The 15490-nt window shown below is 66.4% G+C and carries 10 protein-coding genes; 3 read left to right on the forward strand and 7 right to left on the reverse strand.

Features of this window, described 5'->3' with window-relative positions; all coding sequences use genetic code 11:
• The first annotated feature begins 23 nt into the window (after positions 1–23).
• The gene (locus SR882_RS02700; protein WP_322521815.1) at positions 24–524 is read left to right on the forward strand and encodes a DsrE family protein; all 501 of its coding nucleotides are present in this window, start codon (positions 24–26) and stop codon (positions 522–524) included.
• Between the two features lie 74 nt (positions 525–598).
• On the opposite strand, the gene SR882_RS02705 is transcribed toward SR882_RS02700, so the two are convergent.
• Positions 599–2233 carry a methyl-accepting chemotaxis protein gene (locus SR882_RS02705; protein ID WP_322521816.1) on the reverse strand — a complete coding sequence of 545 codons (1635 nt, stop codon included), beginning with the start codon at positions 2231–2233 and terminating at the stop codon, positions 599–601.
• Positions 2234–2489: 256 nt separating this feature from the next.
• Here SR882_RS02705 and SR882_RS02710 point away from each other — a divergent pair, with 256 nt between their 5' ends.
• Together SR882_RS02710 and SR882_RS02715 are read left to right on the forward strand one after the other, a co-directional pair.
• The gene (locus SR882_RS02710) at positions 2490–2846 is read left to right on the forward strand and encodes a hypothetical protein (protein ID WP_322521817.1); all 357 of its coding nucleotides are present in this window, start codon (positions 2490–2492) and stop codon (positions 2844–2846) included.
• Between the two features lie 77 nt (positions 2847–2923).
• Positions 2924–4720 (forward strand): diguanylate cyclase domain-containing protein, encoded by a 1797-nt coding sequence (locus SR882_RS02715; RefSeq protein ID WP_322521818.1) that lies wholly within the window; start codon positions 2924–2926, stop codon positions 4718–4720.
• An 84-nt stretch (positions 4721–4804) separates the two neighbouring features.
• Here SR882_RS02715 and SR882_RS02720 read toward each other — a convergent pair whose 3' ends face one another.
• The 6 genes from SR882_RS02720 to SR882_RS02745 form a co-directional block, all read right to left on the reverse strand.
• Positions 4805–6289 carry a sensor domain-containing diguanylate cyclase gene (locus SR882_RS02720; RefSeq protein WP_322521819.1) on the reverse strand — a complete coding sequence of 495 codons (1485 nt, stop codon included), beginning with the start codon at positions 6287–6289 and terminating at the stop codon, positions 4805–4807.
• 38 nt (positions 6290–6327) lie between these two features.
• The gene (locus SR882_RS02725) at positions 6328–10536 is read right to left on the reverse strand and encodes an EAL domain-containing protein (RefSeq protein WP_322521820.1); all 4209 of its coding nucleotides are present in this window, start codon (positions 10534–10536) and stop codon (positions 6328–6330) included.
• Between the two features lie 147 nt (positions 10537–10683).
• Positions 10684–11565 (reverse strand): amidohydrolase family protein, encoded by an 882-nt coding sequence (locus tag SR882_RS02730; RefSeq protein ID WP_322521821.1) that lies wholly within the window; start codon positions 11563–11565, stop codon positions 10684–10686.
• Positions 11543–12622, reverse strand: a complete 1080-nt coding sequence (locus SR882_RS02735) for an ABC transporter ATP-binding protein (RefSeq protein WP_322521822.1) — start codon at positions 12620–12622, stop codon at positions 11543–11545. Before SR882_RS02735 ends, SR882_RS02730 begins: the two co-directional genes overlap by 23 nt.
• Positions 12623–12649: 27 nt before the next feature.
• Positions 12650–14371 (reverse strand): ABC transporter permease, encoded by a 1722-nt coding sequence (locus SR882_RS02740; protein ID WP_407653336.1) that lies wholly within the window; start codon positions 14369–14371, stop codon positions 12650–12652.
• Complete coding sequence (locus tag SR882_RS02745; RefSeq protein ID WP_322521824.1) at positions 14362–15423, reverse strand: Fe(3+) ABC transporter substrate-binding protein; 1062 nt, start codon at positions 15421–15423, stop codon at positions 14362–14364. The genes SR882_RS02740 and SR882_RS02745 overlap by 10 nt, the downstream gene beginning before the upstream one ends.
• Between the last annotated feature and the right edge of the window lie 67 nt (positions 15424–15490).

Consider the following 15490-nt stretch of genomic DNA (forward strand, 5'->3'; position numbering starts at 1 on the left):
CCAGGCGAAACGGAGCGTTCTCCATGATCAAGCGTAGTGTCCTGTCCCTGATGTCCGCGGCGGTGCTGGCCGTCGCCATGCACGGTGCGGCCCACGCCGCCGACCCCGTCAATGACACGGCGGCCCTCGCCGGCGTGGAGGAGGCCAAGGGCGTCTTCCAGATCGACTTCACCGAGGCGGAGAAGACGGCCTTCTACCTGGAGATCATTCGCGGCACGCACGCGAACTTCGTCCGCCAGGGGCTCGATCCGGACCTGGTGATCGTGTTCATCGGCCCGACAGTCCAGTTTCTGACCACCGAGGCGGGCGAGGATGTCGCCGACCCGGCCACCCTGATGCGGATCGAATCCGAGGTCGCGCGGCTGGCCGAGCTCGGCGTGCGCCTGGAGGTCTGCGCGGTGGCCACCGAGGTCTTCGGCGTGGACAACGACACCTTGTTCGACGGCCTCGAGCTGACCGGCGACGGCTTCGTGTCGATGATCGGCTGGCAGGCGCAGGGGTATCACCCCGTCACCATGTTCTAAGGAACCTCGGCACGAATGCGCAAAAAAGCCCCGCTTGATGGCGGGGCTTTGTCGTTCCGGTGGGCGTTTTCGGGTTAACCGCGCTCGAGGCGGAACTGGCCCACCATCCCGGAGAGCGAGGAGGCCAACCGGGCGAGGTCGGCGCTGGCCGTATTGATCTGCTCGATGGCATCCAGCGACTCGTGGGAAACCTGGTCGATGTTCACGGCGTTGCGGTTGATCTCCTCGGTCACCGCGGTCTGCTCCTCGACGGCGCTGGCCACCTGGGTGGAGAGATCGGTGATCTCGCGCACCGACTGGGCGATCTCGTCGAGCAGCCCCTGGGTGTGACCGGTGCGATCGAGCGTGTCGCGGGCGCTCTCGCTGCTGCGCTCCATCACGCCCACCGCCTCGCGCACGCCGGATTGGAGTTTGTCGATCATCTGCTCGATCTCGCCGATCGAGTCCTGGGTGCGGTTGGCCAGGCTGCGCACCTCCTCGGCCACCACGGCAAACCCGCGGCCCTGTTCGCCGGCGCGGGCCGCCTCGATCGCGGCATTCAGGGCGAGCAGGTTGGTCTGTTCGGCAATCCCGCCGATCACGTCGAGTACCGAACCGATCGAGTCGCTGTGCGTGTTGACGTCACGGATGACGTCACCGGCGCGCTGCATGTCATCGGAGAGCGACTGCATGGCGCGCATGTTGTCGTCCATCGCTCCCATGCCGGCGCGTGCGCGCTCGTCGGTTTCGGTGGCCGAGTCGTTGACGCTCTGCATGTTGCGCGCGATTTCCTCGACCGCACTGCTCATCTGGGTGATGGCGGTGGCGACCTGCGAGGTCTCTTCACGCTGCTTTTCCGCGCCGCCCTTGGTCTGCTCGGAAACGGCCGACATCTCCTCGGTGGCCGCCGCCAGTTGCGACGAGCTGTTGGAGATGTCCCCCATCATCTCGCGCAGCCGTGTGATCGTGGCACCCAGACGGCGGATCAACTGGCCGGTCTCGTCCTTGGCATCCGAGTGGGGCGTGGTCGTCAGGTCGCCCGCGGCGATACGGTCGGCGATCTCGACGGCCTCGTCGATGGGGCGGACCACCGAGCGGGTGATGAACAGACCGGCGAGGATGGCGATCAGCACGGCGAACAGGCTGCCGAATCCGAGGATGCCCTTCATGAACGCATCGACGCGTTCGAGGCTCGCCTGACGTTCCTCGAGCAACCCGTGCTCGGTGTCGATCATGGCGTGATCGATCTCGCGCATCGCATCCATGTCGGTCTTGGCCTTCGCCATCAGATCCTGGACCCGATCGCGCACGTCGTCGTCGAGATTGCCCGCCTCGCGGCGCAGGTCGATTGCCGGCTGAATGTAATTGTCGATCCAGCTGTTGTAGCGCGTTTCCAGCTCCGTCAGTCGCTCGAGTTGTTGCGGGTTGTCGGCGGTCATCTCCTCGAGGCGGTCATTACGCCGCAGGAATGCCTCACGGCCCTTGTCATAAGGTTCCAGATAACCCGCTTCCCCGGTGATCAGGTAGCCGCGCTGGCCGCTCGCGATATCCACCAGCGCGATCATCTGTTTCTCCAGCTCTTCGATGACCTCGTAGCTGTGCTGGTTGATTGCCTGCGCCTCACGCACCTGGCCATACTGCAGCCACACCGAACCGGCGATGAGCACGATTAACAGGGTCAAGAGGCCGAAGCCAAGACCAAGGCGGGTGCCGATGGGCAGGTTCTTCATCAACGTTCTCCTATTCTGAATCGGGTCACGGGCGCCAGCCAGCGCGCGGAATGTATGGGTATCTCGGCGTATCGGCCGGCCCGAGGAAAGAATGAGCGGTTTCTCATGAATTGATCGTTTCGGGTAGCGTGCAAAAGGGTAGATCACGAACGAGTCTTGCGCTGAGCGGCAAGGCGTTTGCCGCGGTTTCATGCGTTCTGCGCCATGGGTTACAGTCGACCCAGACCGGGATATTCCCCGGGTCGAGGAGTTGCCGATGTTGACCCTGCCGCAAACCGCTCGCGCCGCCCGCGTCGCCCGGGACGAGATGGAGGCGACCTTCAAGGCCGAGATCGCGGCCCTGTCACCGGATGCCTTGCCATTGCAGCAGGGCATGGCCCACGGCAACGTCGCCCAGGGGGATACCCTCTCGGCGATGGTGATCGGCAGCGTGATTGGTCCGGAACGGCTGCGTATTCACGCCGGCCTGTTCTTCACCAGCGTGGTCGCCGGCTGCGCCTGCACCAACGATCCCAGCCCGATGAACGACGAGCCCGAATACGTCGAGGTCGAGTTTGAAATCGACTGTCGTGACGGGGCGACGCAGGTGCGGCTGCTGGACTCCGACGAGTGAACACGTCGTCGACACCAGGCCAGAATGCCGAAGAGTCGGTGCCGGCGGCGGACTCGCCGCCACGAGCGGCCTGGCCTGTGCACCGAATCGGGTTGCTGTTGCTCGCCATCTGGGTGTTGGTAACGGCGGCCCTGGCCTGGTCCAGCCTGCAGGCGATCGAGCGTTACGAGACCCATGCCAACCAACAGGTCGAGCAGCGCACCCGGCTGGTGGCCCTGATGCAATCGACCCTGATCGACAGCGAGTTCGACGCGATCGACCGCGACCTGCGGGTGATTCGCGAACGCCTTGTGAATCGGCTGGACGAGCCCTCGTCACGAATGGCCCGGACGATGGAGTCATCGCTGGATGCCAATGCCCTGGTGCGCGACCTGTGGTGGTTGGACGAGACCGGTGAACGATTGGCCACGCGCCGCCGCGCGGATGATTTGATGATCGATCCGGTCAAGGAACCCTTTTTCCGCCGCCACCGGCAAGCGCCACGTCGGCATGCGGGCGACATGGTATTCCTCACCCGTCCGCTCGACGTAGGCGATGCGCGCCTGATGGCCATGAGCCGTGCGCTTCATGATCGGGCGGGGGCGTTTCGCGGGGTGCTGGTGGCCTATGTCGATCTCAACGCCCTGGCCGCCCTGCTCGAACGGGTGACGGCCGGGGAGCGCCTGGTCTCGCTGGTCGCCGATCGACAGGGCCACGTGCTGCTCAAGCTGGCCGAGCAGGGCCTTTCGGCCGAGTCGCTGACCCATTGGCTTGAAGAGGGCGAGGCACTGCCGCCGCAAGCGGGGCGGTTTGTCGGGCGATCGGACGGGCATGACTATCAATATTCCCTCGCCCGGCCCGAGGGATGGCCGTTGAATGTGGTGGCCGCCGAGGATCTCTCGGTGCTGCAGGAGCGGCTGGCGGCCAACGCCAGTGATCATCACTGGCGCCTGCTGATCTGGGCGGTGGTCTCGGGCCTGTTGCTGCTGCTGGTCGGCTGGTTGTTCGCGCGGCGTGCCACGGCATTGGAGCAGGTGGCGGAGAGCGAGCGGCGATTGGCCGAGAGTCACCGGCGCAATGCGGCGATCATCGAGGCGATGCCCGATCTGCTCTTCACCATGGATGCCGAGGGTCGCATCCTCGATTTCGAGCCGGGTGAGGGCATCCCCCTGCTGATGGAGCCGGCGGCATTCCTGGGGCGGACGGTGGCCGAGGTGCTGCCACCCGATCTGGCCGACCTGACCCGGTCGGTGATCGATGACACCTTGTCGAGTGGCGAGGTGCGGACCTATCAATATCATCTCGATTTCGACGGCACCCGCCATTACTACGAGGGGCGTTGCTCGCCGCTGACCGAGAGCAGCGTGTTGATCCTGATCATCGATATCTCCGCGCGCAAGCGGGCGGAGAATGCCCTCGAATGGGCGGCCACCCACGATGCCCTGACCCGGTTGCCGAACCGGCGCCTGTTCCTCGACCGCCTCGAGCTGGCGGTCAACGAGTTTCACCGCTACGGCGGGATCGGATTCTGTCTGCTGTATCTCGATCTCAACGGCTTCAAGGCGGTCAACGACAGCCTCGGGCATGCCGCCGGGGATCAACTCCTGCAGCGGGTGGCCGAGCGTCTGGGACAACAGGTGCGAGACGCCGACAGCGTGGCGCGCCTCTCGGGTGACGAGTTCGTGGTGATGGTCACCCACGCCAGTCGGCCCGAGGCGCGCGTGGTGGTCGACAAGTTGCGCGAGGAGATCGGGCAGCCGTACTGGCTCGACGAGGGCGAGGCCGAGATCAGTGTGTCGATCGGGATGGCCTGCTGCCCGAACGAGGGCCGTACGGCGGATTCACTGATGCGCGCTGCCGATGAGGACATGTATCGGCAGAAACCCGAACGGTAGTCGGCGGGAGGTCGGCGATTGGCTGATCGCCGCCGTCCGTCCCGATCGACGGGATGGTCGCTCGGGTGAGCGCCAGGTCAATGATCACCCGCGCGATCTGGTCGCAGTCGCCGGGCTCCTCGATCCGTTGGATTCGGCCACGGCGACCTGATTGCGGCCATTGCGCTTGGCCTCGTACAGCGCCTGGTCGGCGCGATGGATCAGGCTGTCGAGCGACTCGTCCGGACGGCCTTGCGCCACCCCCTGGCTGACCGTCAACGCCCCATCTCCCTCGGGCCGGCGATTGCGCCGGGCAACCGCCTCGCGGATGCGTTCGGCCGAGCAGCGCGCATCCTCGGCATTCGCATCAGGCAGCAAGATCAGGAACTCGTCACCGCCCCAGCGGCAGAGCGTGTCGGTCTCCCGGATCTGGGCGGACACCGTTTCCACCAGTTCGCGCAGGACCTGGTCGCCGGCCTGGTGGCCGTGACGGTCGTTGATCGCCTTGAAGTGGTCGATGTCCAGGTTGATCAGGGAGATCGGCTGGCCATGACGGCGCGCGAGCTTCTGCGCCTGCTCGAACAGCATCTCGAGGGCCTCGCGATTGCTCGCCCCGGTGAGGCGGTCGGTGGTGGCCATGCTCTCCAGCCGCCGCTGATAGCCGCGCAGGGTCCAGCCGCCGATCACGACCACCAGGGCGGTGATCCCCAGCGCCAGCAGGACATTGACGATCAGGGTGTTGAGCAAGCGGGCATTGGCCGCCGATTCGCGTTGCTCGACCACCAGGTACCAGTCGAGTTCGGGGATCAGGCGCGTGTTGACGTAGACCGTACCCTCATCGGGGCGCTCGTAGGCGAACTCGGTGCTGGGGCTGGTGAGAATGCGGGTGGCGTAGCGCGCCAGCCCCGGCTGGCCCTGAATGCTGATCGGCCCGTCGTAGCCCGAGCCGCGCAGGGTGATCTCGCCCTCGCGATTGATGAAGTAGATCGAGCGGTCGTAGCGTCGCTGGTAGGTTTCGATCAGCCTGGCAACGCTCTCGACTGCCAGGCCGATGCCGGTGACACCGATAAAGTCACCCGATTCGTCCTCGACGCGGTAATTGACGAAGATCGACAGTCGGGCCGGATCGGCGGTGTCGTGATCGATGTTGATCTCGAACGGCTCGTTCATCTCCCGGACGCGGAAGTACCAGGCGTCAGCGGTGTTCGCCCGCGAGACCGTCTTCAAAACGCCGTCGGGGTGGTAGTAGCGCCGACTGGGCTCGCTGACGAAAAACGCGGTGGTGGTGTCGTATTTCGCCTGTATTTCCGCGAGGTAGCGGATGATCGACTCCCGATCCTCCTCCCCGTCGACCACCCAGTCGCGCACGAAGGTGTCGTGGGCCATCAGCGAGGAAATGAGGATCGAGCGCAGCAGGTCCCGCTCGATCTCGGAGAAGATGTTGTCGCTGGTCAGCGGCAGGGTTTCTTCGGCGATCTGCTTTTCCAGCGAGTCCTCGGCGACGAAGTAGCCGATCACGCTAGTGGCGACGAATCCCAGGGTCAGCAGAATGGTCAGGGCGGTAGCGAAGAGCAGCTTGTTGCGTTGCATCAGGAAGGCGGTTTACGTCCTTGTCCGGGGTGGTGGGGCTAGCCGTGGTGGAGGTAGCGTTGGGCGAACTGGTCTTCCGATAGCGGCTGGCTTTCCAGGTAGCCCTGGTAGATGTCGCAGTGATATTGGCGCAGGAATTCGAGCTGGCTGCCACGCTCGACGCCCTCGGCGAGCACCTTCAGCCCGAGGGTGTGGCCCAGGTCGATGATCACCCGCGCGATCTGGCCGCGATCGCTGGGCTCCTCGATCAGGTCGATGAAGCGCTTGTCGATCTTGAGCACGTCGATGGCGAACTCGCGCAGTTGGCCCAGTGACGAGTAGCCCGTGCCGAAGTCATCCAGCGCGACGTGCACGCCCATTGCGCGCAGCCGGTTGAGCAGGTCGCGCGCCTCGGACTCGCGGCGCACGATCGCGCTCTCGGTCAGCTCTAGTTCCAATCGCTCGGCCGGAAAGCCGGTTTCGCCGAGCACGCGTTCGACCAGCCGATCGATCTCGCCGTGGCGCAACTGGTGCGGAGAGAGGTTGACCGCCAACCGGCCGAATTCGTGGCCCGCGTCCAGCCAGGTCTTGCCTTGCCGGCAGGCCTCGCGCAGCACCCATTCGCCCAGCGGCCAGATCAGGCCGGTGGTCTCGGCCACCGGAATGAAGCGGTCCGGCGAGATCAGGCCGTCGACGGGGTGTTGCCAGCGCACCAGCACCTCGGCGCCATGCAGACCGTTGTCGCCGAGCCGGGTCTGGGGCTGGAACACCAGTCGCAGCTCGTCGTTGTCGATTGCCTGGCGCAGTTGCAGTTCCAGCGCGACGCGGTCGCGCGCGGCGTCGGTCATCTCGTCGGAGAAGAAGCGGAACGTGCCGCGCCCCTCGTCCTTGGCCCGGTAGAGGGCGGTGTCCGCCTGCTGCACCAGGCCGAGTGGCGAGGCGGCATTGTGCGGATACAGCGAAATGCCCACCGAGGCGAGTACCCGCACCTGTTGCCCCTTGGCCAGCTCCCAGGGTTCGCCCAGGGCATTGATCACGGTGTCGGCCAGCTCGCCGACGGCCGCGGTGTTGTCGATGCCGGTGATCGCCATGGCGAACTCGTCCCCCCCGAGGCGCGCAATGGTGTCGGCCTGGTCGAAGCGATCGCGCAGCCGGTCGCTGACCTTGACCAGCAGCTGGTCGCCAACGGCATGACCGAGGCTGTCATTGACGTCCTTGAATCGGTCGAGGTCGATCATCAGCACGGCGATCTCGCCGTCCTCCCGGCGCGCGACGTCGATCAGCTGTTCCAGGCGCGCCATCATCAGCAGGCGGTTGGGCAGACCGGTGAGCGGATCGTGATGGGCGAGGAAGTCGAGCTTGGACTCGTTCTCTTTCTGGCGGCTGATATCGACGAACAGCCCGACGTAGTGGCTGATGTTGCCTTCACGGTCGGTGACCGTGCTGATGCTCAGGATCTCGGGGAAGGTCTCGCCGTTCTTGCGCCGGTTCCAGATCTCGCCCTGCCAGTGGCCGTCGCGTTCCAGTGTCTCCCACATGTCGCGGTAGAAGCTGGGATCGTGCTGTCCGGAGGCGAGCAGGTCGGGGCTCTTGCCGATGACGTCCTCGGCGGCAAAGCCGGTCAGTTCGGTGAAGGCCGGGTTGACCTCGATGATGACCTGGTCGCGGTCGGTGATCAGCACCCCTTCGCGGGTGTTCTCGATCACCTTGGCCATCAGGCGTTCGTGCTGCTCGATCTCGTGACGGTCGTGGATGTCGGTGACCACGCCGTCGAACCAGAGAATGGTGCCGTCGGTGTCCCGCCTGACCAGGGTCAGGTCCTCGAACCAGCGGTAGTCGCCGTCGCCCATGCGCAGTCGGTATTCCTGGCGATACTGCTGGTGGCCATTGGTCAGATACTCGTCGATCTCGGCGTTCATGCTGCGCAGGTCGTCCGGATGGACGATGTCCGCAAAGCGGATCTCGCGTTCGAGCCACTGCGCCGTGGTGTAGCCCCAGCGCTTGATGTTGTCGGAGACGTAGGCGGCCGGCCAGCCATCTTCGGGCAGCCAGCGGAACAGGACGGCAGGACTCGCCGCGACCGCCTCCTTCGCACGTTCGAGGTCTTCGAGTCGGTCGAAATAGTCCAGGGCAAAGGAAATGTCGGTGGCCAGTTCCCCGACCGTGTTGCAGATGGCCGCATCGAAAAAGTCGTTGACCGAGGCATAAAGCGCCATCGCGCCGATTACCTTGCCGTCTCGAGTGATGGGGAAGGCCGCCACGGCATCGACGCCGGCCTCGATCGCCTGCTCATGCCATACGCCGGTCGCCAGCGAGGTCTGGAAATGGTTGACCACGACCAGCTCGTTGGCGCGAATCGCCCGGCCGACCGGTCCCTGACCGGCCGGTTCGTGCGCATGGACGCTCACTTCGATGTTGTCGACGTAACCGACTTCGTCGCCGAACCGGGCCACCGGATTGACGGCCCCCGTCTCCGCATCGATCAGTCCGATCCAGGCAAAGGCGAGATGGCCGTGTTCGACCGCCACCCGGCAGGCCGTCTCGAACAGCTCGTCGGCGGTGCGGCAGCGGGTAATCGCCTGGTTGGTCTGCGAGAGCAGGTCGTAGAGGTCCTTCTGGTGCTCCAGGGCGCGGTAGGCCTCGCGCTCGCGCGTGACGTCCTCGGCGATCGACACCAGGCGTTCTGCCTGGCCGTCTTCCGAGCGGGTCAGGCGGGTGTCGAATCGCAGATGCGCGGTCGTGCCGTCGGGGCGGTTGACCGCGTATTCCTGCGTGCAGTGATCGACGCGTCCCTCGATCAGGTCGATCGTGGCCTGGCGCTCCTCGTCGTACCGGGCATCACCCAGCAAGTCGTCCCAGCTCTTGCCGACCAACGAACCGCCCGGGTGCCCGAGCATGTCGGCCAGCCGGGTGTTGGCATCGGTAATGCGGCGGTCGGCCGGCGAGCTGATCGCCATGCCGAAGAACGGCATGTCGTAGAACACGCGCAGCAGCCGGTCCTGCTCGGCGGTGCGGGCGGCCCAGCGCAATGCGTCGCTTTCCCGCGTGCGGCGCCAGAGCAGGGTCAGGACCACCGCGATGATCGCGAGCAGGAAGAACGCCACCACGGCCAGCAGCCACAGGGCTTGATGCAGTGGCGCGAGCACCGCGCTTCGTTGCTGGGTCGTCACGATCGCCCACTGCCGCCCGGGGAGCGGATGGATTGCACCGACGATGGCCGCGCCATCAAGCCCCGAGCCCTCGAGCGAGCGTGGCTGGGCGGCGGGCGTGAAGTCATCCGGCTCGACCGCGCTCCGGCTCCAGGGCAGGCTTGGCCAGGGCTCCTCGGCGGACATCCGGTCCATGTCGTCGAGGTAGAGAACGGTGTCGCCCACCGGGTAGGCCAGGTGCGTCGCCGCGTGGGCATGCCTCGCGCCGGCCGGCATCGACGGCACATTGGCCCGCAACAGGACATGGGCAAGGATGTCGTCGCCCCGGGTGATCGGCACCAGCCAGTCGATATGGGCATGACGATCGGTGTACAGATCCGGGGGCAATTCGATCACGCCGCCATCGGCCGCGGCGCGGATGCCCATCATCAGGTCGTCCGGCCAGCGGGTCACGCCGCGGTTGACCAGGGGGATCGTTCCGCTTGCGTCGAGCAGGGCCACCCCTTCGTAGTCGTAGGCCTGGCGCAGCGCATCGAACTGGTCGATGACCCGCTGGCGGGCCGAGTTGGTCTCGTGGGAGGCTGTCTCCGGGCTCACCAGTGCTTGAGCCGCCTGGCGCAGGGAGTCGGACGACTGGATGACCGACGCATCGCTGGCCCGTTCATCCAGCCAGGCGTCAATGAAATCGGCGCGCAGTGCGGCGACATCCGCCATGCGTCCCTGCGCCGATTCAATGGCGGCGGGGGCCTGGTAAAGATAGGTGCCGATGGTGATGCTGGCGACGACCAGCAGGTTGGCGACAAAGACGGTCAGTGGCCCGCGTCGTGACGTCGAGGCGGCCTGGGTATTGCCCTGGGTGTCGGCCCGGGTATCGGTCGTGGCGGTGTCCGGCGTCAGCCACCGCAGCAACAGGTACAGAATCAGCCCGGTAACGGCGACGAAGGACAGCCCCTTGACCACGCCGGCGCGGGCGAGCTGCTCGGCGGGCACGAACAGGCCGAGCAGCCAGTCGGAGGTCAGGATCCACAGGCCGGCGTAGACGACGTACGAGAGGGCCAGCACCAGCGGCGAGAACGAGCGGCGTCCGGCAGTGGCAGGCTGATGATCTCGCGACGTCATGTCGTCCGGCGGTTCCTGGCGTCAAGCGTGACGGGTGGTCGGTTCTACCAATAAGGCGGCCTCTGCGGGCCGCCTGAAGGGCTCACTCAAGAATGGGCCAACCGACTGGTTAAGTCCAGTGCACGCCGACGCCAATTCATCCCGGTCCTATGGCTCGGGATTGCCCAGCAGCAGTGGGTCGAGCAGCAGTTCGCGGGCGTTTTCACGTGCCAGACGGCGGGCGACCGAATCGGGCAGCTGATCCAGCCACTGGCGGATGGTGTCGGCGGCGTCGCCGAACCGCTGCCAGCGGGCGAGGCTGTAGGTATCCACGCCGACGACGAAGCGGTTGGGGTGATCGACGAACAGGGCCCGCCACTCGGCCAACAGCTGACCGTCGTTATCCAGGAAGCGCTCGTCGCGCACCGAGGTGTCGATGAACAGGTGTTCGGGATGGCGCGCCAGGGCGGCGCGCAGGATGGTCGGGTCGGGTTGATCGCCCAGGTGTGCCCAGAGCACGTCGACCTGCGGGGCGATCTCGAAGATGCGGTCGATGATGGCGAGATCGCCGTGGATCATCAGCACCAGCTCGCGCTCGGCGGCGATCTCCACCAGCCGCTTGAGCACGGGGCTGTCGCGGTCCTCACCGAAGATGTGCAGTTCGCCCAGGCCGCGATAGTCGCCCTGGTCCAGCCACGTTTCCACCCGCGCGGGCAGGTCGGGCCGGTGCATCCAGGTTTCCTTGTCCGCCTTGGCGCGATAGACGCCCAAAAACGGCACGATGCGATCGGGGGCAAGCTCGCCCAGCAGGCGGGCGTTCTCCGGCGGGCGGCTGGTGACCACGGCATGCTCGATGCCGTTGGCCTCGAGTGTCTCGAGGATGGCCTGGGGATCGATGACGGCGCGCTGTTCGGCATTGTAGTGCAGGTGGGCGTCGAACAGGGGCGTGGCCGCCTGGCCGGGGATCGCCCAGAGCAAGACCAGGCAGGCGATCAGGCCGTCTGACAGTGTGGCCGAACGTTTTGCATCACTCGTCGTCGCTATCGGCATGGCGGAAGCCTCCTCCGCGCGGGAACAGCACCAGGTGGGTGAAGGCCGGGCGCAGGTTGACGCGCACACCCGGAGCGTAGTGGTCGTGGCTGGGCGCCAGGCTCAGCAGGCGGGTGCCGCCGGGCAGGGCGAGGGTGTAGAGGAAGTTCGCGCCGCGGAAGACGCGCTCTTCGATCTCCGCCACCCCGGGCCCATCCGCATCGATGATCACATCATCCGGACGCACCAGCACGTCGACCTCGGTGCCCGGCGGGTACTCGTGCGAGACCTGGCCTTCCAGCAGCCCCAGTTCGGTCTTGACGCGTCCGGGACCGACCATGGTGCCGGCGATGCGCGTGCCCTGGCCGATGAAATCGGCGACGAACGGCGTCTCCGGGCGGTGATAGAGATTGTAGGCGGTATCCCACTGGTGCAGGCGCCCGGCCTGCATCACGCCGACGATGTCGGCCATGGCGAAGGCCTCCGTCTGGTCGTGGGTGACCAGCAGGGCGGTGGTCTCCGCCTCGCGCAGGATGTCGCGCAGCTCGCGCGGCAGGGTCTCGCGCAGCTCGACATCCAGGCTGGAAAACGGCTCGTCGAGCAGCAGGATCTCGGGCTTCGGTGCGAGTGCGCGGGCGATCGCCACGCGCTGCTGCTGCCCGCCGGACATGTGGTGCGGATAGCGCTTGCCCATGCCCGGCAGCCCGACCAGCTCCAGCAATTCGTCGATGCGTTTCTGGCGCTTGTCGGCGGGTTTTTTCGGCAGGCCGAAGCCGATGTTGTCGGCCACGGTCAGGTGCGGGAACAGGGCCAGGTCCTGGAAGATCATGCCCACCCGGCGCTGCTCGGGCGGGTGGCCCCAGCCGGCCCCGGCCACCGTGTTGCCGTGCAGGCGCACCACGCCGGCCGACGGTGACTCGAACCCGGCGACCGTGCGCAGGATCGAGGTCTTGCCGCAGCCGGACGGGCCTAAGAGGCAGCCGATCACGCCGGTCGGCAGCTTGAGGTTGACGCCCTCGACCGCCGTGGTGCGGCCGAAGCGCACGGTCAGGTCCACCAGGCTGAGGCGTTCACTCATGAGTGACTTCCCCGGGAAGCCGCCGGCTTATTCATCGATCGGGTCACGGCTGGAAATGCCTTCATGTCCTCTCGCGCGGGTAATCGAACGACTGACCAGGATCACCGGGATCAGGCCGGCGGCCACGATCGCCAGGGCCGGCAGCGCGGCGTCGCGCAGTCGCTCGTCGGAGGCCAGTTCGAATGCCCTGACCGCCAGCGTATTGAAGTCGAATGGCCGCAGCACCAGCGTGGCCGGCAGCTCCTTGAGCACGTCGACGAACACCAGCAGCGCGGCGGTGAGAAGACTGCCACGAATCAGCGGGATATGCACCCGCCACAGCGTGCGCCCGGCAGTCGCGCCCATCGAGCGCGCCGCGTCGTCCATGCTCGGCCGGATGCGCCCCAGGCCCGCCTCGACCGTGTTGAGACTCACCGCGAGAAAGCGCACCAGGTAGGCGAACACCAACGCGGCGACCGTCCCCGACAGCAGCAGGCCGGTGGACATGCCGAACTGCTCGCGCATCCAGCTATCCAGCGTGTTGTCGAAGGCGGCGAACGGGATGATCACGCCCACGGCGATCACCGTGCCGGGCACGGCGTAGCCCATGCCGGCGATGCGGTTGATGGTGAACGTCAGCCGGCCCGGCATCAGCCGGTGGCCATAGGCGAGGAACAGCGCCAGTAGCAGGGCAAGGATCGCGGTCAGCCCGGCCAGGCCCACCGACCGGCTTACCAGTATCGCGAACTCGGCCAAATTGCGGGTGGGGGCCACTTCCAGGCTCCAGGCCAGCAGCTGGGCCGAGGGCACCAGAAAGCCCAGCGCCAGCGGCAGGGCGCAGGCAAGAAACGCCAGCGCCGCCGTGCCCCGTCGCAACTGGAACGACGGTCGGGCCTGCCAGTTGCCGTGATGGTGATAGCGTGCCTGGCGCCGCGAGAGCCGCTCGATGATGATCACCGTGAAGATGAAGGTCAGCAGCAGGGCCGAGAGTTGCGCCGCGGCGATGGTGTCGTTGAGCCCGAACCAGGTGCGGAAGATGCCGGTGGTCAGCGTCGGGATGCCGAAGTACTGCACCGTGCCGTAGTCGGCCAGCGTCTCCATGATCGCCAGCGACAGCCCGGCGACGATCGACGGCCGCGCCAGCGGCAGGGCGACGCGGCGGAACATCTGCCAGGGGTTCAGACCCAGCGAGCGGGCCACGTTCAATGCACTGGCCGACTGCTCGAGGAAGGCCGCCCGCGTGAGCATGTAGACGTAGGGGTAGAGCACCAGCGTGAGCATCACGATGGCGCCGCCCAGCGAGCGGATCTCCGGGAACGGGTAATCGCCCACCGACCAGCCGGTCAGCGCGCGCAGGCCCGATTGGACCGGCCCGGCCACGTCCAGCAGGCCGGTGTAGGTGTAGGCGATGATGTAGGCCGGCATCGCCAGTGGCAGCAGCAGTGCCCACTCGAAGATCCGCCGGCCGGGGAATTCGCACACCGACAACAGCCAGGCCGTGCCGGTGCCGAGGATGAAGGTGCCGAACCCGACACCAATCGCCAGCAGGGCGGAATTGATGACGTAGTCGGCAAGCACCGTGTCGGCCAGGTGCGACCAGGTCGACTTGTCCGGCCAGAACACGGACGCGACGATCACCGCGAGCGGCACGGCCAGCAGCGCGGTGATCAGAATCATGGCCCCCTTCCACGCAGACAAGCCGCCCGCCCCTTTCGGGACGGCCGGCTTGTCGATCAGGACGTGGGGCTGTGCGTCCTGGCTTACTGCCATCCGGCCCGGTCCATGAGCTTCACGGCGGCCGGGTTGAGTTCACCCAGTTTCGACAGGTTGAGATCGTCGGCCTTGAACTCGCCCCACTGGGCCAGCGTTTCGGCCGCCGGCACGCCGGGGCGGACCGGGAACTCGTTGTTCACCTGGGCGTACCACTCCTGCGAGGACTCGGTGGTCAGGAACTCGAGCAGCTGGGTGACGGCCTCGGTCTTGTCGCTTGCCGCGACCATGCCGGCACCGGAGACGTTGACGTGCGCGCCGCGGTCGTCCTGGTTCGGCCAGACCAGCCGCACGGCATCGGCCGCCTCGCGGTCGGTGTCGCTGCCGTTCTGCATCGCACCGTAGTAGTAGGTGTTCGCCACGGCGATGTCGCACTCGCCGGCGGCTACGGCACGGATCTGGTCACGATCGCCGCCCTGCGGCTTGCGCGCCATGTTCTCGACCAGGCCCGTGGCCCATTTCTCGGTCCATTGTTCGCCGTGCTCGGCGATCAGGGAGGCGACCAGCGACTGGTTGTAGACGTTGTCCGAGGAACGGATGCAGATCCGGCCCTTGAACTTCGGGTCGGCGAGATCGGCGTAGCTGGTGATCGCGCCGTCCTCGACACGCTCGTTGTGCGTGAAGATCACGCGGGCACGCTGCGACAGGCCGAACCACTGGTTGTCGACATCACGCAGGTTGGCCGGGATGCGATCGCTCAGCGTCGCCGAGTCGATCGCCTGGAACACGCCCGATTCCTTGGCGCGCTGCAGGTTGCCGGCATCGACGGTGATCAGCAGGTCGGCCGGGGTGTTGCGGCCTTCGCTTTCCAGCCGGGAGAGCAGGGCGCCGGCCTTGGCGGTCAGCAACTGGACCTCGATGCCCGTCTCGTCGGTGAAACGATCCAGCAGCGGGGCGATCAGGTCTTCCTTGCGGGCGGAGTAGACGTTGATCGTGGTGGTGGCCTGCTCGGCGCCGGTGTCGGCAGCCTGGTCGCCATTGTCGCTGCACCCGGCGAGGGTGAGGCCCGAGGCGGTGAGCGCCAAGGCGGCAAATCGAATGAACCGGGACATGCTTGAAACCTCGTGGTGGATCGTTGGGATTTTTCTGACGAAAACGGCTTGATCACGTGATAGCGGG

Origin of the sequence: Guyparkeria halophila, from assembly GCF_034479635.1 — a bacterium.
GTDB classification, from domain to species: domain Bacteria; phylum Pseudomonadota; class Gammaproteobacteria; order Halothiobacillales; family Halothiobacillaceae; genus Guyparkeria; species Guyparkeria halophila.

Bases quoted from the DNA above. Each gene is read 5' to 3' on its own strand.
- SR882_RS02710 (WP_322521817.1), top strand. From the start codon at position 2,490: ATGTTGACCCTGCCGCAAACCGCTCGCGCCGCCCGCGTCGCCCGGGAC.
- SR882_RS02745 (WP_322521824.1), bottom strand. From the start codon at position 15,423: ATGTCCCGGTTCATTCGATTTGCCGCCTTGGCGCTCACCGCCTCGGGC.
- SR882_RS02730 (WP_322521821.1), bottom strand. From the start codon at position 11,565: ATGCCGATAGCGACGACGAGTGATGCAAAACGTTCGGCCACACTGTCA.
- SR882_RS02740 (WP_407653336.1), bottom strand. From the start codon at position 14,371: ATGGCAGTAAGCCAGGACGCACAGCCCCACGTCCTGATCGACAAGCCG.
- SR882_RS02700 (WP_322521815.1), top strand. From the start codon at position 24: ATGATCAAGCGTAGTGTCCTGTCCCTGATGTCCGCGGCGGTGCTGGCC.
- SR882_RS02725 (WP_322521820.1), bottom strand. From the start codon at position 10,536: ATGACGTCGCGAGATCATCAGCCTGCCACTGCCGGACGCCGCTCGTTC.
- SR882_RS02705 (WP_322521816.1), bottom strand. From the start codon at position 2,233: ATGAAGAACCTGCCCATCGGCACCCGCCTTGGTCTTGGCTTCGGCCTC.
- SR882_RS02720 (WP_322521819.1), bottom strand. From the start codon at position 6,289: ATGCAACGCAACAAGCTGCTCTTCGCTACCGCCCTGACCATTCTGCTG.
- SR882_RS02735 (WP_322521822.1), bottom strand. From the start codon at position 12,622: ATGAGTGAACGCCTCAGCCTGGTGGACCTGACCGTGCGCTTCGGCCGC.